The sequence below is a fragment of the Nocardia sp. CDC519 genome (assembly GCF_059509835.1).
The window spans coordinates 6,536,240-6,561,649 of sequence record NZ_CM183377.1; the positions used below are offsets into that span (position 1 = coordinate 6,536,240).

Genomic DNA, 25,410 nt, shown 5'->3' on the forward strand with positions numbered 1-25,410 from the left:
GCGAAGTTGCGAGTAGCTGACCAGGTGCGATCGGTGGATCCGTGCGCGCTGATCAATCCAGACGCCCTCGCCCGCTACGGCCGTGTCGTGACTACCGGCCCATATATAGTGATTTCCGAATGCGTGGTGCGGGTGAAGGTGCCGGGGCAACGGCTGACGGCAACGGTCACCCTCGACTTGGCCGCCTACGAGCCATCCGAGCAGGACACACCAGCCGTGATCGCGGGTGAGTCGGTCGCGATGGACTCGATTCGGAACTCGAACTACCAATGCGCCTACAAGGTTCCGATGCGATTCCACTCCTCGGCACCCGACACGACCACCACCGCCGTGCCCGATATCGAGGAAGTGCCGCCGGTGCCGTATCTGACGGTGGTCGTCGACAGCCTTTCCCCACAACGCGACGCCAACTGCAAGGTTGCCGGCGAGGTTGTGACCCAGGTGGTGGCGGCGTTCGCCGAAAACCGAGTACCTCGACGCGACGCCGCGCGGGTGCGGGTGCCGTTGACCGACCGTCGCCCCTGCGAGCTGCTCGAACACCTTCCCGACGGGTTCACCGTCGACCGGTTCGACGCCACCACGACACCCTACGAATGCAAGTTCTGGTCCGGCAACGAGATCTTGGGCGCTTCGTTCACCGTCACCTACGGCAAACGCCCCATGACACCGATGAGCGCGGAAAAGATCGAGAACTTCGCCGGCCGCCCAGCCCTGGTCGAGGAGAAAGACAACCCGCTGGGCCCCAAAGACTGCTACCTGCGGTTCCCGGTCGGCGAGGCTGTCGACGGCGTCCTGCCCGGAGCCGAGGTCACCGAATCCGAACGCAGCAGCGCACGTATCCAAGCGATGGTGAAACTGTCCGGCAGCTGCGCCTCGGTGCGGAAGCTGGCGCCGGTAGCGGTCGAATTGTTCGGAGCCAACCAGTGAACCACTTGCGCAACCTCATCGCCGGGCTCGTGACGGTGTTGGCGGCCGGTTGCAGCATCTCCGTCGACGGGGCCGCGATCCCTGCCGGCTCGGGCTACCGAGCCAACATCGACGACGAAACGCGGCAGGCCTTGGCCGACAGAGATCGAGTGCGGCGCATCGACCCGTGCGGGCTGTTGGATCAGGCCGCTGTCACCGCGGCCGTGGGCCCACCGCGATTCACCGGCCCGGGAATCGACGCCGACGAATGCGAGATCCGGTTCGACCCCTCGACGCGAATCAACTACGTCGGTGTATCGATGTCGGTATCCGCGGTGGGCGACGGTGGCACGAAGTTCCAGGTCGGTGACCGCACCGCATACACCCTCGACGGCGGCGACCTGTGCCACATCAGCCTGACCTACGACGACAACCGCGCATTCTTCTACGCGATCAGTGGCAACTCAGACCAACTGTGCCACAAGCTACGCCAGATCGTCATCGCCTCCGCACCACTGCTGGACAACCCACCCCAACGCGCAGACTCGACCACCATGCCCGACACCACCAGCTGGAAGCTCGACCCATGCACCGGCCTGACCGCCGCCTTCGCGCCCGGCCAAACCTTCGACTTCCTCGGCCTCAACCCCTTCGAATGCGACGTCTACGCCGGCGAATACGACAGCGACAACCCAGCCAACCGATACACCGTCAGATACATCAACGTCTCCACCGGACTAGCACGCTACGTCGCCGACGAAGACCGGCGACTACGGATCGTCGGCGTCGACGCCACTGAATCCAGCGGCGACAACGAGTACTGCCAAATCAAAATCTTCGTCGGCGCCGACCACACCTTCCCAGTCATGAACCACGACGGCGTCACCGAACAATGGCTCGAAACCATCCACGTCACCGGCCACGGCTGCGCCGAAACCCGCCAGATCGCCGTCGCCGCAGTCAAAGCCCACAAAAACCGATAGCGGAAAGGTCTCTGCACCAACTGCCGGGACGGCCCATCAGCTACCAATCCCGAGCCGCGACCCCCACTCCAAGCCGCTGCAGGCGTTCGACCAGCCGTCGCGCTCCCACGCGTCTCACGCAGCCGGCCTGGGGTCTTGTCCAGATTACCGTGCAACTCGGTGTGATTCGAGAGCGACGACAGCGGGCCTCAACACACAGGTCGAACTCGTGTGTTTCGACCATTTCACAGATGCCGCACCGCAACCAGGGAGAGTTCCTCTCTGGTTGCGGTCCGGGAGCCGAGACTGTCGACGTCGCACCGTACGCTCCAGCGGACATGACTCGCGGGGATGTTCCAGATTACGGGAGGATGAGCGGTCGCGGAGGGCGCGTTCGATGGGTTCTTGAAGAGGCCCAGAGCCTTTCTCGGGCTGCATCCCATGTCGCGGTCAGCAGGGTACCGTTCCATTCGCCTGGACCTCGCGCGCACCGCGTTCATTTCCGGCTGACCGATGGGTTCCAAGAGTGGCGGGGACGTTTGCGTGGAAACCAAGCGTCGTCCCGGGTTCAGGCGGTTGCGATCACCGCGTCGTTGATCGCCCTGATGACGCCGACGAGCCGCACCAGGTGTATAACCGGAAGGCAACCACCGATCGGGTTCGGTAGCGAGGATGGCGATGATCTCTGCCGCCTTCAAGTGCTCCTCCCGCCGCAAGCGGCGCAGCTCCCGAGCAGCATCGAACCGGCGCGCAGCGGGATGAGGAACGAGTTTGGATCCACGTCGTCGTCCTGTTCGACACCCAAGCCAAGCGCGATCGGTGCCTGAGAACGTCGGGTCGCCGCCGAAGCCCTAGCGACCGACCTGATCGCCGTCCGCCTCAACTACGCCGAGACGTCAGACCCCACAAAGTATCTCGCCCGCTATCGACGTCCGGGAGTGCACCTGAGCTACTGTCGATAGACAGATAGCTCGTTGTACCAGCGCGTCGAGCGAGAGCAGCACCACCGATTTCGCTGCGGCGCCGCCGTTTACGAGTACGATCCGTAGAAACCTAAGTCTCAGCTGGCAAGCGGGGGAGGATGTACGGTGCCGACAACCATCGGGCTGATTACGGTACACGGAATACTTTCGAGCAGTCGCACGTGGCATCCCCTGACCGAGCTCGTGCGCGCGGACTCCGAGATATCCGGACACGTGGACATACTGAACTTCGAGTATCCGACCCGCCTCGTCAACATGAGTGTGCAGCGGAAATTACCCGACTTCGACGAACTGGCCCAGTATCTCGACACTGTCTTGCGCGAAGAGTTCGATGCGAATCAGCCGATCATGGTGCTCGCCCACAGCCAAGGCGGATTGATCGTCCAGCGATACCTGGCGCAACAGTTGGACCAAGGACAGGCCGAACGGCTACAGCGGATACGTCGAATCATGATGTTTGCCACCCCAAACTCCGGCTCCGAATTCATGCTCTCGGCCCGGAGATGGCTACTGCGAAACCCGCAGGAAAGAGATCTTCGCCCGCTGTCCGCGAAGATTTTCGAGACTCAACAAAAGGTTCTCCAGCAGATCGTTTACGCGCAGGACCTGACCAGTAACACGGTTCCGATCGACATCGAGGCGTTCGCCGGACTGGAGGATGGTATCGTCCTCCGACAGTCCGCGGCGAGCGTCTTCCGATTCGGCGGCATGCTTCCGGGTGACCACTCGTCGATCATCAAACCGACCGCTTCAACCGATCTCGTCTATCGAGTCGTGAAGTCTCGAATTCAATCGGAATTGGAGCGCCACAGTAGGAACGGCGCATCGGAGTCAGGAGCACGCGACGAGCCTCCGCTACTGGAGACATCACGCGACAGCGTGATCGATCCTACTGCCGGATGTTCGGCGGAATCGGCGCGTCGTATCGCCTCGGCCCTCGCTGACGTGCCGACCTTGCGAAACCCGGTGGCGCGGGTGCAACTGGGTATGGAACTCCCCCCATATATCCAGGAGCGGGCTCCGGTCGGATCCGGAAACGCCCGGCTGGATCTCGTGACTCTCGTCCGGGTCTGCGCCGAGTTCGGTCGAACTGGGAGGGAAGCGTTGCTGGTGTCTCTGGAATTCGGTTTCCCCGATGACCCCATGCTTCAGCAGGCTCTGAAGGTCATACGAGCTGAATGGCCACAGCCTCGTGACGAAGACGCGTGGATTGAGCCGTGACTGATTTCCATCCATCGCGGAACCCCGGCAACAATCGCCATTCCGAACAGCAGGCAGCCGGCCCTCGCACCAACGCGGCAGCGCGACAACGTGTTATCGACGCGATATCCAGCATCGGCGACCTCGGGAATCCCATGGCGCGTCAACAGTTCGCCGGACTGCTGCCCGGGTACATTCGGGACAGAACGCTGATTTCGGGAAGACCTGGGCTGGACGTAGCCACGCTCGTCGACGTATGCATCGAGTTCGGTGAGGACGGACGTTCCGCACTGCGCGACGCACTACTGAGCACACTGCCGAAACAGGACCCGGCTGTTGCCGCTGCGGTCTGGCTGATCGATCACCACTGGCCCGAGCGCAACCATAACCCGCAACCACGGCGCCGCGCCCGCGGCACGAACATCGCAATCCTGGTCGGCATGCCGACTGTGGCGCTTGCCATCGTGGCCTACGCCTTGCTGCGAACAGACGGCAACCCCACCACAACTGAGACCGGGTCCCCGGCTGCACAGGAATCCGTTCCCGGCCTCACTGTGACAATTGCCTACGATGACAACCACGCCGACAACGGCGACCCTGGCTGTGGGAACATGTGGATTTTTCGAAAGCCACCAAACGCCATACCCATCCCCAACCCCGGTGAGATGGATTTCACGTGGGCCCACAGCGTGGGCGGAATCGATCTCAACGAGACGTTCTTGAAATTGTCGTTGCAAGGAACGAGTTCGGATGCGGTCAATATCCAGAGCATGAGAGTGATCGAAGTCAGCCGCACCCCGGCTGACGCCGATACAATTGTCCTCGACCATCCATGCGGCGGCAGTACCAATGTTCGCAACTTTACCATCATTCTCAACGATTCTCCGCCTCGCGTTAGTTACAACAATGGCATGGCATTTGCTTTCACCGTGAGCAATTCCGAAATAGAACAATTCGACATCAAGGCCGCGTTCGATCCGCGGGCGGCATGCGATTGCATCGTGAATTGGAAACTCGCCGTCGAGTGGTCCTCCATGGGGCAACGCCACACCACGATCATCGACAACGATGGCTCCCCATTTCAAACGGCCACCCTGACGAGCAACCTTCCGATCCATACCGTGCACGACGGTAAGTGGGTGAAATGAATCCTGAGCCAATGCTCACCCGGCGTAGGGCGATCCTCGGGGGCACTGCCCTGGCTCTGACGGTCACTGGAGCTGGAATCCTCGGCCTTAACATCACCGACACCGACGCGGTCGATGAGTCCGCACAGCCCGCGCCGTCCGCTGCGACTGGTGGAACGACAGGCTCCTGGCTGACCTTGTCACCTCGCGACGACAAACCGCTGCGAGCAATTCTCTTTCCCTACGACGACGGCTTCAGACCTGCACACCTCGCGTTCTCCAACGACGGATCGACACTAACGATGGCACGATTGCCGGTCAACGGCACCGGGATCGACGTGCAAACGTGGAGCCTGGACCAGGAAACCCGGGTGAAGTCAGGAACGCTGGAACTGGGCCGGTTCGGGGCGTTCGCCGTCGGCCCCGCTGGCGTCGCATTCCGAGATGACCGCTGCATAGGAATATCACGGACGGCGAAGCCGATCTCCACAACACCCTCGGTTCAATGCAGGCAAAAGGAAGGGTCCACCACCGTCGCGGTCAGCGACGACGGAGCTCTACTCGCCGTGTCCATCGGCTCCTACCGGAATTATCTGGACATATGGGAAATCGACCCGCCCGAATTACTCCACTCGACATACCTGCCCTATCAGCCGAACAAGCTCAAATTTTCTGCCGGTAACCGAGTTCTCGCCCACGCCGGCCGCTTCGGCGAATACGGAGAGGCCGGAACCCGGCCTATCGTCGGACTCGTCGATATACCACAGAAGTCGGCGGGTCCCGAGTTTACCGATATCGCGGCAGGCAATCCGAATCGACACGCACGAAACGTCGACGATTTCGACATATCGGCGGACGGCTCGACGATTGCGATCAGTCTCAGTGATCCACTCAGCAACCCCATGGGAAACCCACTGTTCGATGAAGTACAGGTATGGGATGTCAGAGACCGCAGTCTGATAACGAGCCTCCAAGGTAAAGGGGGGGCGGTTAAGTTCACCCGACAGGGCAACCTCCTCGCGACTGGCACCTTCGATGGATATGGGCTTGACATTTGGGACGTCCGACATCGCACCGTTCATAAGTCGCTGAACCTCACAGCCGCGCCAGAGGGAGCCCGTGGGTTGAACGGCTCAGTTGCCTTCAGTCCCGACGGTCGCCTCCTCGCAGTTCCTGTCGGACGCACGGTACAGCTGTGGGACGTCTCGCTGATGTAGGTCGGGCAACGTTCAACACCCGCACGCCCTCGCCTATCGGCCCTCGACCGATGCTCGTTCGATGAACGGCAGCCGACACGCGGCAAGAGCACCAAAGATGCCGGGCGTAGACGCCGGACTCCGAGCGAATCCGATCCTCGACTGCATGCGCCCCAAGCCTTCGGCCAAGTCGCAAGATCGTCTCGTACCGTGATGAAGCAGTTCCTCCGGGCACGGCGAGCCCAGTCTTCTCCTGGCTACGCCTGCGGTTCAGCCGTTGGAGGCACCGTGGTCGGTGCACTGCCGAGCCGCGTCGCAAGAAGGTGGTGGTCGTGATGGCGTCGTCCGCGGTGAGCTCGCATCGCAGCGCCCGGCCGAGCATTTGACCGAGCGCCCCGACCGGAGCCGCTCGCCCTTCCCGGAATTGCTTTCTTCGGCGCTCCGCGGTCGGCCGTGACATGCAGGCCGAGACCGCTGGGCGCGATGCCCGACAACATCTTTGAGCGAGCACGGCTGGAGGGTACCGACCTCGAGCTGGGCCAAGATGTTACTGAGATGAAGAGGTCACTGGTGACGCCCTGGTTGCTGGCAGCTCCATCCCCGCAACCGCGCCGTAATGGCAAGGTTGTCAAACTAGTCGTCTGGCACGCTGTCGGCCGTTCGACCGATATGCCGGGCACACCAAGCGATGCCATCATCAGCGCATCAGATATGGCGGAGTCGCTCGCACGGCCAGAGATCAGCAGACCCACACCGGGCAGCCGGCCATACGAAAAACAACTCGATGCACAATGCGCGTGCGCGCGGCCGCCGGGCCGAGTGTAAGGAGCAAGCTCTTGACCAGACGATATGTACCAGCTATCGCTGCCTCATGCGTACTGGCCGTAGCGGTCCCCGGTGCAGGATGCTCGAACGGTCCGTCTTCGACGACCTCGATGCGTTACTTTACGAACGATCCGGCGTCGACGTTGGTTGGCGAGTCTGCACCCGCATGTGCGTCGGGATCGCGGATCCTGCGACGAGGTGACTACTCGGTCGAGAGCGCTGGCGGCCCGTTGGTGGCAGCAAGCGACCGGGTGGCCTACGTGTACATGTTGTCGATGTACCAGCCGGCCTACTGCAACGACACCAGCGATGACGAGTTGACCGCGGCGGGCCAGCACGTTGTTGCCACCATTCCTGAGATCTGCTCCGGCATCTCCGAGGACAAATCGACACGCTCCGAGCCGTTCGCCGAGGCGGAGATCTTCGAGCAGTGGCCGGCCGAGATCACCGACCGAGCGATCCGGGAATTCATCGCGCGCACCGACGGAGGGCCGCTCGGTGCGGGCGATAGCGCGGGCAATATCAACGAGTCACCATCGTCGCGCCGCTATCACGCCGAATATGCTGTTCAGGCGGCCGCTTTGGAGTTCTGTCCAGGCTATTAGGCCAAACCACACCGTGGTCAGCGGCTCGAGCAGCGAAGACCGCGCGGCCCATGGTTGCGTCGCGGGACGCGCTATGCCGTTGCAGCCCTCCACTTTTCGATCAACGACTGCGAGACCCGGCCGCGGGCAGGGACGTCCATTCCGTTCTCCAACGCCCAGGCGCGGGCCGCCGCCGCGTCCGCGCGCCCCGAACGGCCGGTTCGTGTGGGTTTGTGCGCTCGCTGCTTCCGTCCCCCGACGCGCCGGGCATTTGCGATGAACGGTTCCAGCGCCTTGCGCAACTTGTCTTGATTCTTCTGCCCCAGATCGATTTCGTACTCGACACCGTCGAGTACGAAGCTCACCGTCGGCTCGGCAACAATATCGAGATCGATATCGTCACCGGAAAGGTCATCGGTCAAAGTCACCTGCACCCGTTTCGCCACCGCGACAGGCTAGCACCCGCACTGAACTGGTCACCGTAGCGAGCGGTCATCAAGCCAGAAGAGCGCCGCGGCGACCGTGCCTCGGGTCCCCCGGGAGGGCGAAGTCGAATCACCGTCGCATGGACAATGTCGATTCTCCTATTGTCATCGATCATCGCCGGGGCGACGATTTCGGCCGGGTATACCGGCGCGGGCCGGGGGAACCGCGCCGGGAATCACCTCCATCGCAGCAGTGCGAACGATCGCGTCGAATAGCGTCTGCCCCGTTGTTCAGAGTTCGTCGGCGGTGATGAGACCGTCTTGGATGGCTCGGGCGACGAGGGCGGCTTTGGTGGGCGCGGTGCGGCCGGCGGCGGCGTATTTGGTGCGGATGCGTTCGAGGTGTGTTTTGACGGTTCCGGGGGCGAGGTAGAGCCGTTTGGCTACCAGGGCTTGGGATTCGGTTTGGAACCAGGCGATGAGGACTTCGCGTTCGCGGGGTGAGAGGGCGGGGCGGTGGGAGGTGCGGTCGCCGCTCATGGCTTTGGCCATGGTGGGTGCGAGGTAGGGGTGGTCGGTGCGGGCGGCGTGGATGGCGGCGATGAGGTGTTCGCGGCCTTCGGCTTTGGACAGGTAGGTGACTGCGCCGAGGTCGAGGCATTCCAGGATGAGGTCGCTGCCGGTGTGCTGGGAGAACACGATGACTCGGTAGCCGAGTTCGGACAGCTGTCGCACGCCGGTGAGGTCGGGGGCTCGGGTGTCGAGTTGCAGGTCGAGGATGACGACGTCGACCTCGGGTCGGTCGTGCAGGAATTCTTCCAGGCGCAGGTAGTAGCCGTGGATCGTGACGGGCGGTTCGGCGTCGGCGCACCAGCCGGCGATTCCGTCGTGGATGATCGCGTGGTCGTCGATCAACGCGACCGGCACGGCGTGGGTGTCCGCTTCCATGGCGCTGCTCCCTGAACTGGTTCGGCTGGTGTCCGCGATCGGTGCGCGGTCGCGTTGTCCGCAGATGCCGATCCTAGATGGATGCTGCCGGTTGCACTGTCCGCCGAACGGGAGACACCCACCGATCGGAAAACACAGTCGACTCCGGGTGTTCGTGTCCGATGTTCGGCGGATACCGCCTGCGGCTGGGTGGTGGCGATGATTGCGGTATGGATACACATGGACGCGCACTATCGGCCCGGGCGGGCGCGGTGGTCGCCGGATCGATCTGTATTGCCCTGGCCGCGGCGCCCGCCGCGCAGGCGGTCGTGCCGCTGGAGGCGGCGACCGGACCGAACACGATCACCTTCACCTTCGTCAACAACGAGGCCGACGTGACCACGTGTGAGGCATACGCCGCCGGTCCGGTCTCGTTCCGCACACCGGCGACCCGGGTGCCGGCGCGCAGCACCGCGACGGTGAGTTTCGTCGACGTCCCGGCCGGCAACTACGTCCTCGACTGGGCATGCCGCGGTTTCGACCAGGGCAAACGGATGGTGTCGGTGGGTGGCGAACCGTTGCCCGGCGCCGTCCCGCGCCAAGGGCCGGCCCCGAGCACCGGCACCCGGACTCCGCTACCGACCGGATCGTTCGGCTCGTCGTGACCGGCCATGGTCAGCTCGGTTTCCGCGACGGGCCCGGACGGTCGATCGGGTAGTCGATCTGAAGCCAGTTGATGTCACCGAGCACGGTGATCGTGTGGACGCCGATCCCCTCGCGGGGTGGGGATCCGGGATGAACGCAATCGCTGATGATGCTGACCGCCAGGCCCGTCTCGTCGGTGGAGATGACGATACGGGCCTTGGTGCGAGCGGTCGCCAGCATGCGCGCGGGTAGGTCGAGCAGGGCGGCGGCGACCTCATCCGAGAGCGCGGGTAGCTCTGGTGCGAAGTCGGCGGTGACGGTGACACCACGCTTCTCGGCGAGTTCGATCGCGGGTGTCAGCTCGGCCATCAGCGGGTGCTCGTGAACATCGACCTGCGCGAAAAGCCTGCGCAGCCTTGCTGATTCGACCAGGCACGCTGCTCGGATGGCGGGGTCACGGGCGGTGTCGGGGTTGGCGTGCAGGCGCTGCAGCAGTGGCACGACCGTCTCGGCGAGGCGTTGGTAGCGGTGCCGGAAATCGGACTGCAGGGCACGGCTGATCTCGTCGGCGGCCAGCAGCCGGCCATGCTCGGTCTGCAATCGCTCGGCGGCGCGGACACTGCGCCGCATCGGCGCGGTGAACCCCAGCGCGGTCGCCTGCACCATGGCCATACAGGCCAGGTTGTAGCCGAGCTCGACGAGGTCGGTGCGGCTCGGCGAACTCGCCAGCACCACCGCCGACCCCACGACCCACACCGCCGCCAACCAGCACAACGACTGCCGCAGCGGCAGTCGCGCCGTCAACGCCGCGACCGGCCAACCCGCGGCACCCAGCGCCCAGTACGCGGCGGTGAACACCTGTGCCTGCGGCAACAGCAGGCCCTGCACCGGCACCGCCGCGACCACCACCAGCGCAGCGAGCTGCCGAGCCCGGTTCGACATCCTCCTGCGCAATCCGACCCCGGCCACCGCGCACATCGCCACCATCACCGCAACCACCGCGGCTTGCTCCGGCACGACACTCCCCGGCCCGAACACCGCCCGAGGCGACTGCATGAGGACAACAACCACGGCGATCACCAACAACCCGTAGCCGTAGCCCCGGGCCAGCTGCAGCACCCCGGCGACCGAGCTCGACGGCTCCAGCGCAACCGGATCGGCTTCGACCGGCGCCTCGTCCCAGCGCATCACGATCCGCGTGCCCGCGCCCGGCGCGGTGTCGATCTCGACACTCGCCCCGACATCGGCGAGCCGCCGCTGAATCGAGTTCCGCACCCCGTGACGTCGCCGCACCCGAGGTGCATCGGGGTCGAATCCCACCCCGTCATCGACGATCTCGATACACCCCGCTGACAGCGTGACCACGACGCCCTGGGCTCGCGCATGCCGGTCCACGTTGACCAACGACTCCCCCACCGCCGCCACCACAGCCACACCGAGCTCACCGGCAAGGTCCAGCGAATCACACCCGGTGACAACACAATCGGTCGACAACCCCGCGCCGACAGCTCGCACCGCGGCGGCCACATCAACCACCCCTGCCTCCCGCGGCACTGCGAGAGCCCCGATCGCGTCCATATCCCGCCGCGTCTGGCCCCGCAACGTTTCCGGGTCCCCGACCGCCCCCTGCCCGACTATCAACAACGTCGACGCCGCCGTGTCGTGCATCGACGCCCACTGCGCTCGCTCGGCCCGCCGGCGCGCCTCGGTGACCTCCCGCCCCACCCGCACCTGCGACACCGCCGCCAGCGCGGTGTCGACCAACCGGGCCGACCGCATCAGCGACCACCGCAACGCCGCCGCCATCGCCCACTCCACGACCAGAAAGTCCAGGCTGAAGATCGTGAACGGATTCGCGATCCCCGCCAGCCCGCACCCCACCACCCACGCCGCCACGACCACCACCGTCGCCACCGCCGACCACCGCGGCGGCACCGCGACAGTAAAGGAGATGACCGCGGTGCCGGCCACCGCCAGCATCGCACTGGTATCGGAGACGAACGACGAATCCACCACCAACCACGGCGTCGACACCAAATAGGCCGACACCACAACCAGATCCAACACCGACCACCCCGACCCGAACCCCCGCGCGACCAGCCGAAACACCGACCAACCCCCCAGCAGCGATGTCAGCGCCAGCCCCGGCGGCGGCGAACCCGGAGCCACCCAATACAGCACCGCAACGACAACGAACACCCCATGCCGCAGCAACAACCCCGCCATCGCAGCCTGGCGCGTCACCTCGGCATACGTCGGGGCCGGCCACGTCCCGGTCGCGGCCTTTGTCCGCGCGTCGAGCGGCCTGCTTTGACTCACGCCTCATCGTCGAAGACCAGCCGCCGGGTGTCCAGCGAATCCGCGAACTCCGTCATTGCTGACCCCGCACAGACAGACACTCGCGGCAGCACGCAACGAACACACCCGAGACCGTTTGCCGTCGTCAATTCGACGGCACTTCCGGCCGGCACCGATAGGCCGTCGGTGTCGGCCACTCGGCCGATACCGCCGAGGTGATCGGCCGCCGACCATGGCTATATGTCGACTGCGCGAAGGTCATGTCGTGATCCGGATGTCTCGTCCGCCGCGTCGAGTGCCGGGTGTGTCGATGAACGACGATTTCCCGAGGAAAGAGCACAACCTATGAACGCACCCACGCCAGCGGAATACAGACAAGATGATCACCGCACGAGCCCGGCATGGCTCTGCTTCTTGATTCCGCTCGTGCTCGGAACAGCATGGATGGCTACGTCCTACTTCGGCTCCGGAATAGTCGTGTTCGGGTACAGCCCCGACGACTTGGGCGCGTGGAACTTTCTGATCGCGTTACTCCTGATCATCGTCGGAGCAATCGGTGTCGTCATCACTCGATCGACCAGCGCGCGACCCACCACTACTACTGCTGCCCGACCGTATGACCCTCGCACGAACTCGCTCGCCATCGTCGCGCTCGTTTTGGGTTTCGTATTCCCCTTCGCGGCCATACCGATCGGCCATACTGCACGCGCCCAAATCCGCACCAGCGGCGAACAAGGCGCAGGTCTGGCATTGACCGGCCTCGTACTCGGCTACCTGTGGCTGCTTTTCGTCGCGATGATCATCACGCTGATCGCGCTAGCGAACAGCGGATAGCAAGACCCATCCGGCCGCCCTGCGTTGAGCCACCGGCCGGACCGCGCTCATTAGACCCCCGCCACCCAGGCCACCGCTGACGGCGCAGGCCTATCTGTAATCACTCAGCACGCGATCCCCCGGCGACCCTGCCACGCAACGATGTCGGTCGAACGGCAGACAGACCCGCGGTTGGGGGGATCCATCGTTCCGCGAAGGCAGCGGCCACGCACCGTCCAGCCGGCAAGAACTGGAACCAACAATATGAGGACAGCATGCGAAGCTCGGCCCGCCTCCGAATCGGCTCGACAGCAATCGCTCTGCTCACGGTCGCGGCATGCACCGGCGAGTCGCCCGGGACGTCTGGGGTCACGCCAACCGTGGCCGCTCATTCATCCACAGCGACACCAACGCGTGCGACTGCCACAACTGTGACTGTGGGGAATCCGGACTTCGTGCCCGTGACGATGCGGCGTGGCGTGATGGCGTGGCATTGCGACCACCAGTTCACCACCTCCGCGTCCTCCCCTGCTGCCGCAGTCGTCCGACTGCCACAGGATGCAAGCCGCGCGCATGAATTCGCCCTACCCACCTTGTCTGGCGACAAGGTAGAGCCCGGAAACAGCGGTATCTGCGCGACTTTCGGCGACGGCCAAAATGTTCGAGTCGCGTTCGCCGTGGCATCGCTCAAACCGTCGTCAGGACTCGAACCCGAGGCGCACCAGCTCACACTGATCTCCTACCGCCTCGGTGAGGACGAACCCGAAGCAAGGGTGACCGTGTGGTCGGGGCGGGAGCGCCCGGTCGATATCAGCCTGCACGGGACGGCAGCCGGCGTCGCGGTCTCCTTCGACCTCCGAGGTCGGAAATCTCCTGAGATCCGGGCATATCAAGGCACCGATCTACACGATGCCTTGTCGATGCCCGGCACCGTCGCGGCATCGACGAACACGACCTATCTGGTCACACGCGCGGGCAATTGCGCCCTCTGCCCGGCGAATTAGCTGTCGTCACCACGGCCGACGGTGCACTCCGGTACCAACCGCCGCCGACCGGAAACCCCGTCGGCACCACGCTTGCGACCGTCACCGACTCCGGATACGGGTTCGAACGCCCGGAGGGAATGCTGTGGTTCGACGAGGTCACCGGCACAGTTCCCGATGCCGCCCCGGCCGCGCTACACGACGCGCGCGGCCTGCTCCCGGACCCCATGTCCACGTTGATAGTGGTGAAGTATTCGGTAGCCGGGAAACCCATGTTCAAGGTGCTCGATCGCACAACCTGGCAAGAGAAGCTCGTGATCGATGCCGAGCGCACGTCCGGGTTGCGCACCGACAGCGTGGCCCTCTACGACGGACACCTCTACGTTCGCAACTCCTCGGACTCGCCGGTGATCAGGGTGTCCGACAGCGCCGTGGTCAGCAAAGGCTGGCAGGTACTGCCCGTCGGGCGGATCGGCAACGCAACAGTCGTGGCCAAGGCTCCGAGCGCCGTCGGCTCCAGCAACTGCGTGCTCGACACCCTGATACTCGACGGCACCGCACACCATCCCGGCAAACCCAACGTTTACGGGTTGTCGACGTGCCCGGAATTCGTGGTGATACCTGACATCGACGGGTCTTTCCCCGGACCGCGTTACTGACCGCATGTCCTCGGCTGAACCGGCGGATCCACCGAAACATCGGTCGGGCCCGCCTTTCGCGCCATGACCGCGCCGACATAACACTCGTCTCGGTGATGCGCGGCCGGTCCGCGACCGGCAACGGCGTGACCGTCGGTTGTACTGGGGCCTTCGGCCGACCCCGGTGTCAGGCCGGTCGGCGGGGTACCACGATGCGGGCGTGCCCGTTGAAGCAGTGCATCATCACCTGATCGCTGGTGTCTTCGTCGGAGTTGTATTCGCAGGTCCACGGTGCGGTGGCCGCGTATCCCCCGGCATTTTGCCGGCGCACGACATCGAGCGCTTCGGTGCAGGTCACCGGGCCGGAATGAGTCCTGACCGTCAACGGAGCATGTCCCAGCGGCGAAGGAACCGTCCCGCACGCCTGGCCGAAGCCGAGCACGCTCGTCCGCGGGCACACATGCTCCACGGCGAGCCATTGAAACTCCCGATACATATGCAGTCCGTCGGCGATCGCCTGGGGATCCTGCTCTCGCAGCATGCGGATCGAGTTCTCGAAGTCGGAACGAAGCTGGCGCGCTGCCTCCGACAGGGTCGCGTCGTCGTTCATCCCTGCCAGCGCGGTCTCGATCTTTCGGACCTCCCCATCGACAAACTTCTGTGGATCTGCCCGAGCCGCATCAGCCTGCTCATCAGTTTCGCGAGGTAATCGTCAGCGGTCACTCCCTCGATCGAGCCGCACACCATTCGCCCGCTGGCCCGCAGGAGATGCGGTGTGCCGGCAACGAGCTCGGCGTCTTCCCACATCAACCCCAGATTCCGGAGCACCGAAGCGTCATAGCCGCACACCGCGGCCGCGAATCGCGCATCACCTCCGTCCGGAACCGCGGTATACAAACTGTCGATGACCTTCGCGCGGATACCTCCCGGCGACGTGTCGATCGGCAATGACAACCCAAGCACGCCACCGCCGTCAGCGACCATCTCGCGCGCCTGCTCCTCGAGGCTGGTCCGCTCCCCGGTCCGGGGATCGGTGAAGGAAGCGCGCATCAACGCGTCCGCCAGGTCCTCGACCGACGAATTATCGCCCGCGGCGTCGACGCATCCAGGTCCGCCGATGCCCAGCCCATCGCGAATCGAGTCGAGGCCAGAACACGAAACAAGCAGCGCGGCGACGACCGCCACCAGCGACGCGGTATATGCACGGATGAACATGCCGGAAGTATCCGCCGGTGAAATCGCCCCGTCTGTCCGGTGAATGACGGACACGCGCCCTGCCACCAATGGTCGTTCCCCCGGCACGAGCAACCACCTGTTCAGTGTTGGCGGAAGGGCCCCGGCAAGATGGCGTCTCAGCGATGATGCGGTAAACGCGGTCCCAGTCGGCTCCGGCACGGCACGAGCCAACCGCTGAGCGGATCGGCTGCGGCCCTGTCGGCGCCGGAACGGCAAACTCAGCGCAAGGCTTCCAGCAACGCCCTTCACGCGGTAATCTCAGTCGTTAAACCTTCACCCGAACAGGGACATTCAATGAATTCGCCGCCACCGCCGGCCAGCGCGCCGCTCCCAGGCCCACCGGCATATGAACCTGCTGGCACTCCCCCGCTGCCTGGCAGCAAACCGAAGTGGAGCAAGGGACAAGCCGAAGGCTTGTCGGCGCTGTTCTTGATCGTGTTCGTCGTCTGGTACGGCGCACAGAATGACTGGAACACCGTCGGCACTCTCATCGTCCTGATGATCGGCGTGGGACTACTGTTCGTCTTCTTGGTGTTGCGTGCCTTGTTTCGCCTGGGAGAAAAGCGTGAGCCCACCGTCGTCGTCATGCCCCCTGCGCCTGTCTCGCCCACCGCGCCGCCGCCGGGCTGGTATGTCGACGCCGCCGGTTCCACGCGGTGGTTCGACGGCCAACGCTGGACAGATATCACGCAGCCCCCGCGACCGAGCGAGACCTGAAGCGCCCAAGCCGTCTGCTGCGCGCACCCATTCCCCATACCCAGCCGACGGATGGAACCGATGCAGCCGATCCCACCGCCCCACCAACACGGGCCTTCCCCGAATCACCCGCAGCAGAGCTCGTTCGGCCCAGGGTTCCCACACGGCCCCGTACCGCCAGAACCGGGCCTAACTCGATGCAGCCGCTGTCCGCATCCAGGTAGAAGAACAGCATTCGCCCGCTGCCTTCGATCCGGTGCGGCATCCGCGCTGGTATCAACACGCTGCGAAGCCGCCGAGCCGGCCTCCGGCTCGTTGTGATGGTGAAGGCGGCATCGATCCCGAATGCCAGAGTGTGGACAGCGGCGGAATGTGTGTCGAGGTGGAAGGACGGGCCGAAGTAGGCAGCCTGGCCCGGCCACAGCCACACCACGCGGCGCCGCGCCGTCGCGGTCGTCGGTGTGATGGCATCGCCTGCTGTGGTGGTCACGATCGCGGCCTTGCTTCCGCCGCCGTGCACACGACGGACGCGCCGATCGCCATTCCGGCCAGCACCATACCCACTGTCAATGCCGCACCGCCGTGCATCGCCCCGTCGCCGACGGCCGACCAGATCAGGACCATCGCCATCGCCAGTCCGAAACCGCCGTAGACTGCCCTGTTTTCATAACTCAGGATCGCGAACAGCAGTCCGCGGTGGCGCAGGAGGAGCCTGACATCATCAGCGACGGGTTCGCGCTCGTCCATGGCGCATGCACGATCGATCGAGAAGACAGCCGTGGCCGGCGATTGGTTCACAACCGCGGCGCACACCAGCAGGAGCCGGCCCCAGCAATGTCGTCGCATCGTTCTCCTCGGTGTCGAAGTCACCGACGATCCTGCCCGGCAGATCAGCAACGTGCTTCCGAAAACCTGCTGTCCTCGCTCATCGTCGACGGATACCCCCGCCGCCTGTCGTGTACGACCCCGCCGTTGTCGACGTCAGCCGTGCGCTCCCCCTGAGGTCGATCGACGAGTGGGCAATCCGGCCCCGGACAGCCGGATACCCGGCGGCCAAGTGGTCGGCGAGAGCCCAGCCTGTCGTCGCCGGACAGCCAGACACCAAACCCGCGGTTGCGAGAACATACGCCTCTTAGCAGATCGAGGCGACCCGTGCGCCGCGTAACCCAGCACGGACACAACCCACGGGGGCACTGGCCGGTCGAGGTCGACGCCGGGGACGGGAACACCGAAAGCTGCTCTGCCCCGTCGTTTCACGACCAACTACGACAACAGGATTCGGGTCGCATATCCAACAAGGATATTGGAACTCCAACGCGAGGCGAATCGTCTGAGCCGACCCTCGCTGCTCCGCAGCCGAATCAGCGCTTTCAGTCGACAGTGAGGTCGGTTCCGTCTCGGCTGGAAGAAAGCGAAATGACTTGGAGGAGTGCCGCGGCCGTTGCCTCGACGTCGGCGGTGGTGTGCGCTGTGCTGAGGAATATTTTGCCGGAAGGCATGAACAGGAAACCCTGCCGCAGCATCCCTTCCATGATCGTTGTCCAGAGCCCGCCGGTGCCGTGGAGTCCGGTGGTCCCGCCCGCGGGCACGTATTGGAGGAGCGAGCCGACGCGGTTGAAGCTGCCGCTGCCGGGAACCGAACCGAGAACAGTGCCGACGACGGAGTGGAACTCGGCGGAGATCGTCTCGAGTTCCTCGTAGACATCGGGGTCGGCCAGTACGCGCATCGTCGCCTCGACGGCTGCGAGTGCGATGGGGTTGGCGTTGAAGGTGCCGGCGTGGGTGACGCCGTTGGTCACCTGGTCGACCAGGTCCGCTCGGCCGACGACGGCGCTCTGGGTGAATCCGCCGGCCATCGCCTTTCCGAAGACCGACAGGTCGGGGAGCACACCGTATTTCTCGGCGGCGCCGCCACGTGCGATCCGGAACCCGGCGATCACCTCGTCGAAAACGAGGACGACGCCGTGGCGGTCACAGAGATCTCGCAGCGTGGACAGGAACTCCGGCGCGGGCGCCTCGACACCGGCGTTGCTCATCACCGGGTCGATGAGCACCGCCGCGATGTCCCGTTCGCTGGACTCGCGCAGGAGACGCTCGGCCAGGTGGACGTCGTTGAAGCGCGCCACGACCAGATCGTCCAGAACGCTGGGCGATTGGCCTTTGCTGCCCGGGCGCGCGGGTCGGTCGCTGTCGTCCTCGGACATCCCGGCGTAGACGGTGTCGTGCCAGCCGTGGTAGCTCTTGGCGAACTTGAGGACGCGACGCCGCCCGGTCGCGGCTCGGGCGAGCCGCAGCGCGACCTGCACCGCTTCGGTTCCGGTATTGCTCCACAGCAGCCGCTCGCCATGCGGTACGGCATCGAGAACCGCTTCCGCGGCGAGATATTCGAGGGCGTGACCCGTGCCGACGACCTGCATCTTCGTCGCGGCCTCGGACACCGCGGACAGGATGCGCGGATCGCTGTGTCCGAGCACGAGCGGGCCCCAGGCCATCACGTAGTCGACGTAGCGGTCGCCGTCCAGGTCCCACAGGTGCGCGCCCCGTGCTTCTCGCACGAAGAGCGGATGGGGACGCATCGCGGCGCGCAGGCCGGACCCCACGCCGCCGCCGACGCTGCGGCGGGCTCGTTCGAATGCGGTCCGTGACGATTCCAGGGCCATGGGATGAGCAGCGCCTTTCTTCAAAAGCCCGGCAGGCTCGAGGATTTCAGTACTTGATCACCGAGCGGCGGGCGATGCCGCTTCCGAAGCCGACGTGCGCGCGTCCACCTGCGCGTTGAGCCGTTCGAGGGCGAGGTAGCCGCGCGAGAAGGTCACGATCATCAGTGCCCAGATCGTCAGCGAGATGATGTAGAACAGCGTGTGCTCCGCGTCGTCGCCGGGGATGGGGAAGTAGTCGTAGATGATGGCCACGAAGGCGCCGAGCGCGGCACCCAGCGCCACCCACGTCGCGTTGCCGCGATCGCCCCCGCGCCACAGCTTCGGCACCAGGTAGACGAACACGAACAGCGCGGCGGCGAGGTTCAGCACGAGGTAGAAGATCGCCCAGCTCGGTTCCACCGGCCGGGGCTCGAGGGCACGGTTGAGGCCCACCGCGATACCGGCCACGATGGCGAGGGCCTCCACCACCCAGCTCGGGCGGTATCGGTGCGTCACCGCCATCAGGCCGACGACGAGGATCACCGTCATTCCGAACGAGCGGGAGAAGGCGTCGAAGAAGACCATGAGGTGATAGCTGAGGCTCTCGTGATCCACGTTGATCGCGGCGAGGTACAGCACGTTCACGCCGGACACCGCCATCACGACCCATTCGAGACCGAGGAGGAAGTTGCGGAAGCCGCGGAGCAACCTGATGCCGTAGTAGAACCCGGCCCCGACCATCGCGAGGTCGGCGAGCAGGACGAGAATCATGCGGGTGGTGCTCATCAGAACTCCTCGAGTGCGGTACGGACAGCGTCGGTGACCCGATCGAGCGCAGCGCGGGCCGTGGGGCTGATGCGGGTCATCGAGACATAGCCGTGCACCAGGCCGCTCTCCCGGAAGACACGAACCGGGATGCCTGCCTCCTCGAGTCGCGCGGCGTAGGCGAGCGCCTCGTCCCGGAGGGGATCGAAACCGGCCACGGTGATCAGCGTCGGCGGCGTGCCGGACAGGTCGTCGGCGAGGATCGGTGAAACCCGCGGGTCGAGTGCGTATGTCCGGTCCGGCAGGTACAGGTCCGTCAGCCAGTCGATCTGCTTGGCCGACAGTGCCGCGTTGTCGGCGAACTCCTTGCGCGAGGCGTAGTTTCCCACCGCGTCCACGACCGGGTACATGAGCACCTGCAGGAAGGGCCGGACCTGTTCGCCCGCCACGATGTTGGCCAGCACGGCGCACAGATTGCCGCCTGCGCTGTCGCCGAGCAGCACGATCCGTGCGGGGTCGATCCCCCACTGGGCGCAGTGCTCGACGGCGAACCGCCAGGCGGTGACCGCGTCGTCGACGGGGCCGGGGAACGGTGATTCCGGCGCCAAGCCGTACTCGACCGAGAGCACGTTGACGCCCGCACCGTCGGCGATCAAGCGAACGGGCACGTCGTAGTCCTGCCTGCTGCTCAGGACGAAACCGCCGCCGTGCAGGAACAGGACCAGGGCATTCGAGGGCGCCGCCGGGCGATACATGGTCGCGCGCAGGCCGGCCGGCAGCACGATCTCGGGCTCGACCCGCACGCCCGCGGGTGCCTTGTCGGCGAACACCCGCGAGTCGTTCGCGACGATGGCGCGCGCCTGTTCCGGAGTTTCGTCGCTGAAGTCCGGTGCGCTTGCGGTCGCCTTCAGCAGCAGCGCTATCTCGGGCGCCAGCACGTCGCCGTCGGCGTTGACCACCCGCGGCGCGATCCGGCGGAGCAGACCGCCGGGGAGGCTGCCGAGCGCGGTGAACGCGGCGCGCTGCAGCCGCTCGGCCACGCTCAGCGCGGCGGGCGCCTGGAGGGGCGCGGGAACCCGCGTGGTCACGGTCATGACCGTGCTTCTTCCACGACGGTGCGGCCGCTGAACTCGCGCTCGAGGCGGGAGCTGAACCGGAGGTGCTCATCGATCACCGAGCCGCGGTACATCTTCCGGTCATCGAGAAAGACGTTCTCCGTCTTCCAGGGCATGGCGTCGCCCTGGCGCGGCAGATCGTTCTTGGCGCGCTGCATGTAGCCCGAGTTCAGGTCGAGCATGGAGCGGGTGCCGACGCCTGCGGGTGCGTGCGGGACGGCGGTGTCGTAGCCGTGGGTGTCCATGTAGCGCAGCAACTCGGTGATACTCTTGCCGAGCAGTCCGATCTTGAGCGTCCAGGACGACTTGGTGTAGCCGATCGCATTCATCCAGTTCGGCACGCCGGAGAGCATCATGCCGCGGTACACCACGGTGTTGGGCAGGTCGACGGGGCGCCCGTCCACGGTGAGGTCGATGCCGCCGAACAGGCGCAGGTTCAGCCCAGTCGCGGTGATGATGACGTCGGCGTCCAGGTGCTCGCCGGACTCGAGTTCGATTCCGGTGGCGGTGAACCGGCGAATGCGGTCGGTCACGACCGAGGCGCCGCCGTCGCGGATGGACTGGAAGAAGTCGCCGTCGGGTGCGAGACAGAGGCGCTGCTCCCACGGGTTGTACGGCGGGTTGAAATGCTTGTCGACGTCGAAGCCGGCGGGCAGCTCCTTGACGTTGACGCTGCGGATGAAGCGGCGGGAGGCGTTCGGGAACCGAGTCAGCAGCTGGACAACGGTCCAGTCGGTGAGGATGTTCTTCCACCGGGTCGCCAGGTAGCCGCCGCGCTCGCCGAGCAGGCGGGTGAGTTTCAGGCTGAGGGCGTCCACTCGCGGCAGGGTCAGGATGTAGGTGGGTGTGCGCTGCAGCATCGTGACGTGTGCGGCCGCGCCCTCGCCCTTCAGCATCGACGGGATCAGCGTGATCGCGGTGGCACCGCTGCCGATCACGACGACCTTTTTCCCTGAATAGTCGTAGCCTTCGGGCCAGTGCTGCGGGTGGATGATGTCGCCGGTGAAGTCCTCGCGGCCCGGGAACTCCGGGGTGTAGCCCTTCTCGTAGTCGTAGTAGCCGGTGGCACCGAACACCCAGCCCGCCTTGATGACCTCGCGGCGCACGGTGCCGTCGGCCTCCGTGACGTCGACATTGAGCAGCCACTGCGCGTCATCGCTGGACCACGCGGCCGTGACCACCTTGTGCCGGTAGCGGATGCGATCGGCGAGGCCGTACTCCTCGACGGTCTCCGTGAGGTAGTCGAGGATCAGCGGGGCGTCGGCGATCGCATTCTCGTCCTTCCAGCTCTTGAACTCGTAGGCGAAGGTGTGCAGGTCCGAATCGGAGCGAATGCCGGGGTACTTGAACAGATCCCACGTGCCGCCGATGGAATCTCGCCCCTCGAGGAGCACCACCTTCTTGTTCGGGAACTCCCGAGTGATGTACGTCGCGGCGCCGATACCCGAGATTCCGCCGCCGATGATGACGACGTCGAAGTACTCCGGGCCGGGTGCTGTATTGCTCATCCCCTCGCTACCTTCCTGTGCCGAGCGCGTAGTGAGGTATTCAGATTGCCGGTCTCCGTGTGGCGCACACCACAACGAATCTCAGCGTCTTGTGGGGTCCGGTGGTGGAAATCTCACCCCTCCCGGCCCGCGGCGGACGAGGACTGGTGCGAGGAGTGCAATTCGCACCGCTTCGCCGCACAAGTGGTTGAGACATGCTGTGGCCGATCCGCGTACCGAGCCGTCACAGTGAGATCCACGCCACACCGCTTCAGCAGTTGAGCCGCCGGCCCATGACGGAACGGATTGTGCGCGTTCCAACCAATCACCGTGCCCCGCAAAAGGAGTCGAGTCATGCGCGCCGCATTGTTCACCGACGAGGACACCCCCGTCGAGATCACCGACATCGACCTCGCAGCGCCCTTGCGCAACGAGGTCCGCGTCGAGATCGCGGCGGCGGGCGTGTGTCACTCGGAACTGCACCTCGTCCGAGGTGAGTGGCCGGTCCCCGCGCCCCTGGTGCCGGGTCACGAGGGCTCGGGTGTGATCACCGAGGTCGGCCCAGATGTCACGCATCTGGCAGTGGGCGACCACGTCGTGCTGTCGTGGAACCCGTACTGCGGTGAATGTCGCGAATGCCGCGCCGGGCGGGAGACCCGGTGCCATCAGGTCGCGACGGTCATCAACACCACCGGCAGCCTGCTCGACGGCACCAGCCGGCTCAGCCGCAGTGGGCAGCGCGTCAACCATTACCTCGGAGTGTCTTCGTGGGCCGAGGAGGTCGTCGTCCCCGCGACCGGCGCGATCAAGGTCCGCGACGACGCACCGCTCGAATCCATCGCGCTGGTGGGGTGCGCCGCCGCCACCGGCGTCGGTGCTGTCGTCAACACGGCCAAGGTGACGGCCGGATCCACCGTCGCGGTGATCGGCTGCGGCGGAGTCGGACTCAACATCGTCCAGGGCGCCCGCATGCAGGGTGCGGAGCGGATCGTCGCCGTCGATCTCTCCCCCGAACGGGCCGCGCTCGCGAAGACCTTCGGCGCCACCGACGCGATCGGCCTCGACGGCGCGGACGCGGTCGACGCGTTGCGCGACCTGATGCCCGACGGGGTGGACTTCGCCTTCGACGCGATCGGGCACGTGAGCACCACCGAGGCCGCGATCCGTGCCCTCGCCCTCGGCGGTGCCGCAGTCGTCGTCGGGCTCCCGGCCGCGGGCGCGACGGCCTCCTTCGAGCCGCTCGCGCTCGCCGAGATGGACGCGCGGATCCTCGGTTCCAACTACGGCAGCATCCGGCCGCAGTTCGACATCCCGAAACTCGTCGACCTGTACATGAGTGGCGAACTGCTCCTCGACGAGCTGATCACGGCCCGCAGGCCACTCGACGAGGCGGCGCAGGCTCTGGCGGATCTCGCCGGCGGTGCCCAGCTGCGCCAGCTGCTGATCCCCTGACCGCGGCGGCGCGGCGAATCATCGCATGAAGGATGACATGACCATCAGGACCCACGAGAGCGCGGTGTCCGAGCGTCCGGCCCGTCTGCACGGCAAGCTCGGCGTTGTCGCGATCTCGCTCATCATCATCGCGGGCGCGGCCCCGCTCTGCGTCGTCGGCGGGCCGATGGCGCTCGGGCTCGCGCTGGGCAACGGTGCAGGCCTGCCGACCGCGTACCTCGCGACGCTCGCCGTGCTCCTGCTCTTCGTCATCGGATTCACCACCATGACGCCCTTCGTCCGATCCGCGGGAGCCTTCTACTCCTACGTGCACGCGGGGCTCGGCCGGATGGCCGGGATCGGCACCGGCTACCTGGCCATGCTGTCCTACACGTGCATCTACATCGGCCTGTACGTGCTGCTCGGGATCGGTACCGATGCCATGGTGACCACGTACGGCGGACCCTCGATGCCGTGGTGGGTCTGGGCCGCGGCCGGGCTGGCGATCATCGCCTTCCTCGGCCACCGCAACGTCGAGGTGTCGGGGAAGGTGCTGGGCGTCCTGCTGGTCGCGGAGGTAGGCCTCGTCGTCGTGCTGAACGCCGCGATCCTCCTGCGGGGCGGCGGCCCGGAGGGCCTGTCCGACGGCGTCGTCTCTCTCTCGGACACCTTCAGCGGCGCGCCCGGCGTGGCCCTGATCTTCGCCGTCCTCAGCTTCATCGGCATCGAAGCCGCCGCCGTGTTCCGCGACGAGGCGAAGGACCCCGTGCGCACCGTGCGCCGGGCGACCGTCGTCTCCGTGACCGTCGTCGGCCTGTTCTACGCGGTCAGCTCGTGGGCGGTGATCAGCGGAATCGGTGACGGTCAGGTCGTCGCGGCCGCCACCGCCGATCCCGAGGGCCTGCTGTCGTCGGTCGCGCTGCAGTACCTCGGCCGGGTCGGCGCGGACCTGATCGTGCCCCTGTTCGTCACCAGCACCTTCGCCGCAGCCCTGACCTGGCACAACATCCTGTCCCGATACACCCTGTCGCTGTCGTCGCGTGACCTGCTCCCGCGCCGCCTGGCAGCGGTTCACCCGAAACACAATTCACCGCACCGCGGTTCACTCGCCGTGACGGCGGCAGTGGTCGTGGTCGTGGCGCTCGCCGTCGCGATCGGCCTCGATCCGATGAGTCAGCTCTACACCTGGACCTCTGGGCTCGGCTCGGTCGGATACGTGATCCTGCTGGTGCTGACGTGTTCGGCCGTGCTGGCCTTCTTCCGCCGCGAGTCCCACGACACCTCGGTCTTCCGGGCCCTGGTCGCACCCGTGCTCGGCCTCGGCGGACTGCTCGTGATCCTGGCGGCGATGCTGCTCAATCTCGACCTCCTCGCGGGGGCCGAGCAGAGCGTCTCCGTCGCCATCATCGTCGCGCTCCTCGGCTCCCTCACCCTCGGACCCGTCGTCGGGCGACTCCGACCGACTGCGGGAACCCAGGAATAGCCCCTCTCCGACGCCGGCAACCATTCTCCCTGAAGGACAAGACCCT

23 protein-coding genes are annotated in these 25,410 nt (G+C 65.6%); 13 read left to right on the top strand and 10 right to left on the bottom strand.

Annotated elements, in window-relative coordinates; all coding sequences use genetic code 11:
• Positions 1–6: 6 nt before the first annotated feature.
• From AC5W7N_RS30125 to AC5W7N_RS30150, 6 genes are all read left to right on the top strand, one after another.
• Positions 7–927 carry a hypothetical protein gene (locus AC5W7N_RS30125; RefSeq protein ID WP_194991173.1) on the top strand — a complete coding sequence of 307 codons (921 nt, stop codon included), beginning with the start codon at positions 7–9 and terminating at the stop codon, positions 925–927.
• Entirely contained in the window at positions 924–1,889 is a 966-nt protein-coding gene (locus AC5W7N_RS30130; protein ID WP_195012576.1) for a hypothetical protein, read from the top strand. The genes AC5W7N_RS30125 and AC5W7N_RS30130 overlap by 4 nt, the downstream gene beginning before the upstream one ends.
• Before the next feature lie 1,067 nt (positions 1,890–2,956).
• Positions 2,957–4,072 carry an alpha/beta fold hydrolase gene (locus tag AC5W7N_RS30135; protein WP_280499301.1) on the top strand — a complete coding sequence of 372 codons (1,116 nt, stop codon included), beginning with the start codon at positions 2,957–2,959 and terminating at the stop codon, positions 4,070–4,072.
• On the top strand, positions 4,069–5,199 hold the full coding sequence (locus AC5W7N_RS30140) for a hypothetical protein (protein ID WP_194991175.1): 1,131 nt from the start codon (positions 4,069–4,071) through the stop codon (positions 5,197–5,199). Before AC5W7N_RS30135 ends, AC5W7N_RS30140 begins: the two co-directional genes overlap by 4 nt.
• Complete coding sequence (locus AC5W7N_RS30145; protein WP_495922931.1) at positions 5,196–6,395, top strand: WD40 repeat domain-containing protein; 1,200 nt, start codon at positions 5,196–5,198, stop codon at positions 6,393–6,395. The genes AC5W7N_RS30140 and AC5W7N_RS30145 overlap by 4 nt, the downstream gene beginning before the upstream one ends.
• 914 nt (positions 6,396–7,309) lie before the next feature.
• The gene (locus tag AC5W7N_RS30150) at positions 7,310–7,804 is read left to right on the top strand and encodes a hypothetical protein (RefSeq protein WP_495922932.1); all 495 of its coding nucleotides are present in this window, start codon (positions 7,310–7,312) and stop codon (positions 7,802–7,804) included.
• 71 nt (positions 7,805–7,875) lie between these two features.
• Here AC5W7N_RS30150 and AC5W7N_RS30155 read toward each other — a convergent pair whose 3' ends face one another.
• Both AC5W7N_RS30155 and AC5W7N_RS30160 read right to left on the bottom strand, forming a co-directional pair.
• On the bottom strand, positions 7,876–8,229 hold the full coding sequence (locus AC5W7N_RS30155; RefSeq protein WP_194991178.1) for a histone-like nucleoid-structuring protein Lsr2: 354 nt from the start codon (positions 8,227–8,229) through the stop codon (positions 7,876–7,878).
• 270 nt (positions 8,230–8,499) lie between these two features.
• Entirely contained in the window at positions 8,500–9,156 is a 657-nt protein-coding gene (locus tag AC5W7N_RS30160) for a response regulator transcription factor (protein ID WP_194991179.1), read from the bottom strand.
• 209 nt (positions 9,157–9,365) lie between these two features.
• Between AC5W7N_RS30160 and AC5W7N_RS30165 the strand changes: the two genes are divergently transcribed.
• Positions 9,366–9,800 (top strand): hypothetical protein, encoded by a 435-nt coding sequence (locus tag AC5W7N_RS30165; RefSeq protein WP_194991180.1) that lies wholly within the window; start codon positions 9,366–9,368, stop codon positions 9,798–9,800.
• 10 nt (positions 9,801–9,810) lie between these two features.
• Here AC5W7N_RS30165 and AC5W7N_RS30170 read toward each other — a convergent pair whose 3' ends face one another.
• Positions 9,811–12,024 carry a sensor histidine kinase gene (locus tag AC5W7N_RS30170; RefSeq protein ID WP_495922934.1) on the bottom strand — a complete coding sequence of 738 codons (2,214 nt, stop codon included), beginning with the start codon at positions 12,022–12,024 and terminating at the stop codon, positions 9,811–9,813.
• 399 nt (positions 12,025–12,423) lie between these two features.
• Here AC5W7N_RS30170 and AC5W7N_RS30175 point away from each other — a divergent pair, with 399 nt between their 5' ends.
• The 3 genes from AC5W7N_RS30175 (at position 12,424) to AC5W7N_RS30185 (ending at position 14,533) form a co-directional block, all read left to right on the top strand.
• Positions 12,424–12,912 carry a cell division protein CrgA gene (locus AC5W7N_RS30175; RefSeq protein ID WP_495922936.1) on the top strand — a complete coding sequence of 163 codons (489 nt, stop codon included), beginning with the start codon at positions 12,424–12,426 and terminating at the stop codon, positions 12,910–12,912.
• 416 nt (positions 12,913–13,328) lie between these two features.
• A complete protein-coding gene (locus AC5W7N_RS30180; RefSeq protein ID WP_194992312.1) occupies positions 13,329–13,895 on the top strand; it encodes a hypothetical protein in 567 nt (188 codons plus the stop codon).
• A complete protein-coding gene (locus AC5W7N_RS30185) occupies positions 13,871–14,533 on the top strand; it encodes a hypothetical protein (protein WP_194992311.1) in 663 nt (220 codons plus the stop codon). Before AC5W7N_RS30180 ends, AC5W7N_RS30185 begins: the two co-directional genes overlap by 25 nt.
• A 166-nt stretch (positions 14,534–14,699) precedes the next feature.
• Here the strand turns inward: AC5W7N_RS30185 and AC5W7N_RS30190 are convergent, their stop codons facing one another.
• Together AC5W7N_RS30190 and AC5W7N_RS30195 are read right to left on the bottom strand one after the other, a co-directional pair.
• The gene (locus AC5W7N_RS30190) at positions 14,700–15,122 is read right to left on the bottom strand and encodes a hypothetical protein (RefSeq protein ID WP_495922938.1); all 423 of its coding nucleotides are present in this window, start codon (positions 15,120–15,122) and stop codon (positions 14,700–14,702) included.
• Entirely contained in the window at positions 15,119–15,727 is a 609-nt protein-coding gene (locus tag AC5W7N_RS30195; protein ID WP_495922939.1) for a hypothetical protein, read from the bottom strand. Before AC5W7N_RS30195 ends, AC5W7N_RS30190 begins: the two co-directional genes overlap by 4 nt.
• Positions 15,728–16,162: 435 nt before the next feature.
• Between AC5W7N_RS30195 and AC5W7N_RS30200 the strand changes: the two genes are divergently transcribed.
• On the top strand, positions 16,163–16,465 hold the full coding sequence (locus AC5W7N_RS30200; protein ID WP_228815080.1) for a DUF2510 domain-containing protein: 303 nt from the start codon (positions 16,163–16,165) through the stop codon (positions 16,463–16,465).
• 465 nt (positions 16,466–16,930) lie between these two features.
• On the opposite strand, the gene AC5W7N_RS30205 is transcribed toward AC5W7N_RS30200, so the two are convergent.
• The 5 genes from AC5W7N_RS30205 to AC5W7N_RS30225 all read right to left on the bottom strand — a co-directional run bounded on the left by AC5W7N_RS30205 (position 16,931) and on the right by AC5W7N_RS30225 (position 22,471).
• The gene (locus AC5W7N_RS30205) at positions 16,931–17,314 is read right to left on the bottom strand and encodes a hypothetical protein (RefSeq protein WP_495922940.1); all 384 of its coding nucleotides are present in this window, start codon (positions 17,312–17,314) and stop codon (positions 16,931–16,933) included.
• A 500-nt stretch (positions 17,315–17,814) separates the two neighbouring features.
• On the bottom strand, positions 17,815–18,999 hold the full coding sequence (locus tag AC5W7N_RS30210; protein WP_495922941.1) for an aspartate aminotransferase family protein: 1,185 nt from the start codon (positions 18,997–18,999) through the stop codon (positions 17,815–17,817).
• A 162-nt stretch (positions 19,000–19,161) separates the two neighbouring features.
• Positions 19,162–19,869, bottom strand: coding sequence for a hypothetical protein (locus AC5W7N_RS30215; protein ID WP_495922943.1), 708 nt, complete (start codon positions 19,867–19,869; stop codon positions 19,162–19,164).
• Positions 19,869–20,942 carry an alpha/beta hydrolase gene (locus AC5W7N_RS30220; protein WP_495922944.1) on the bottom strand — a complete coding sequence of 358 codons (1,074 nt, stop codon included), beginning with the start codon at positions 20,940–20,942 and terminating at the stop codon, positions 19,869–19,871. The genes AC5W7N_RS30215 and AC5W7N_RS30220 overlap by 1 nt, the downstream gene beginning before the upstream one ends.
• Positions 20,939–22,471, bottom strand: coding sequence for a flavin-containing monooxygenase (locus AC5W7N_RS30225; RefSeq protein ID WP_195007119.1), 1,533 nt, complete (start codon positions 22,469–22,471; stop codon positions 20,939–20,941). The genes AC5W7N_RS30220 and AC5W7N_RS30225 overlap by 4 nt, the downstream gene beginning before the upstream one ends.
• Positions 22,472–22,804: 333 nt before the next feature.
• On the opposite strand from AC5W7N_RS30225, the gene AC5W7N_RS30230 reads away from it, so the two are divergent.
• A complete protein-coding gene (locus AC5W7N_RS30230; RefSeq protein ID WP_495922946.1) occupies positions 22,805–23,902 on the top strand; it encodes an alcohol dehydrogenase catalytic domain-containing protein in 1,098 nt (365 codons plus the stop codon).
• 37 nt (positions 23,903–23,939) lie between these two features.
• Entirely contained in the window at positions 23,940–25,364 is a 1,425-nt protein-coding gene (locus AC5W7N_RS30235) for an APC family permease (protein ID WP_495922948.1), read from the top strand.
• Positions 25,365–25,410 lie beyond the last annotated feature (46 nt).

Bases quoted from the DNA above. Each gene is read 5' to 3' on its own strand.
- AC5W7N_RS30230 (WP_495922946.1), top strand. From the start codon at position 22,805: ATGCGCGCCGCATTGTTCACCGACGAGGACACCCCCGTCGAGATCACC.
- AC5W7N_RS30190 (WP_495922938.1), bottom strand. From the start codon at position 15,122: ATGAACGACGACGCGACCCTGTCGGAGGCAGCGCGCCAGCTTCGTTCC.
- AC5W7N_RS30220 (WP_495922944.1), bottom strand. From the start codon at position 20,942: ATGACCGTGACCACGCGGGTTCCCGCGCCCCTCCAGGCGCCCGCCGCG.
- AC5W7N_RS30165 (WP_194991180.1), top strand. From the start codon at position 9,366: ATGGATACACATGGACGCGCACTATCGGCCCGGGCGGGCGCGGTGGTC.
- AC5W7N_RS30150 (WP_495922932.1), top strand. From the start codon at position 7,310: ATGCGTTACTTTACGAACGATCCGGCGTCGACGTTGGTTGGCGAGTCT.
- AC5W7N_RS30215 (WP_495922943.1), bottom strand. From the start codon at position 19,869: ATGAGCACCACCCGCATGATTCTCGTCCTGCTCGCCGACCTCGCGATG.
- AC5W7N_RS30195 (WP_495922939.1), bottom strand. From the start codon at position 15,727: ATGTTCATCCGTGCATATACCGCGTCGCTGGTGGCGGTCGTCGCCGCG.
- AC5W7N_RS30235 (WP_495922948.1), top strand. From the start codon at position 23,940: ATGACCATCAGGACCCACGAGAGCGCGGTGTCCGAGCGTCCGGCCCGT.
- AC5W7N_RS30225 (WP_195007119.1), bottom strand. From the start codon at position 22,471: ATGAGCAATACAGCACCCGGCCCGGAGTACTTCGACGTCGTCATCATC.
- AC5W7N_RS30175 (WP_495922936.1), top strand. From the start codon at position 12,424: ATGAACGCACCCACGCCAGCGGAATACAGACAAGATGATCACCGCACG.
- AC5W7N_RS30160 (WP_194991179.1), bottom strand. From the start codon at position 9,156: ATGGAAGCGGACACCCACGCCGTGCCGGTCGCGTTGATCGACGACCAC.
- AC5W7N_RS30145 (WP_495922931.1), top strand. From the start codon at position 5,196: ATGAATCCTGAGCCAATGCTCACCCGGCGTAGGGCGATCCTCGGGGGC.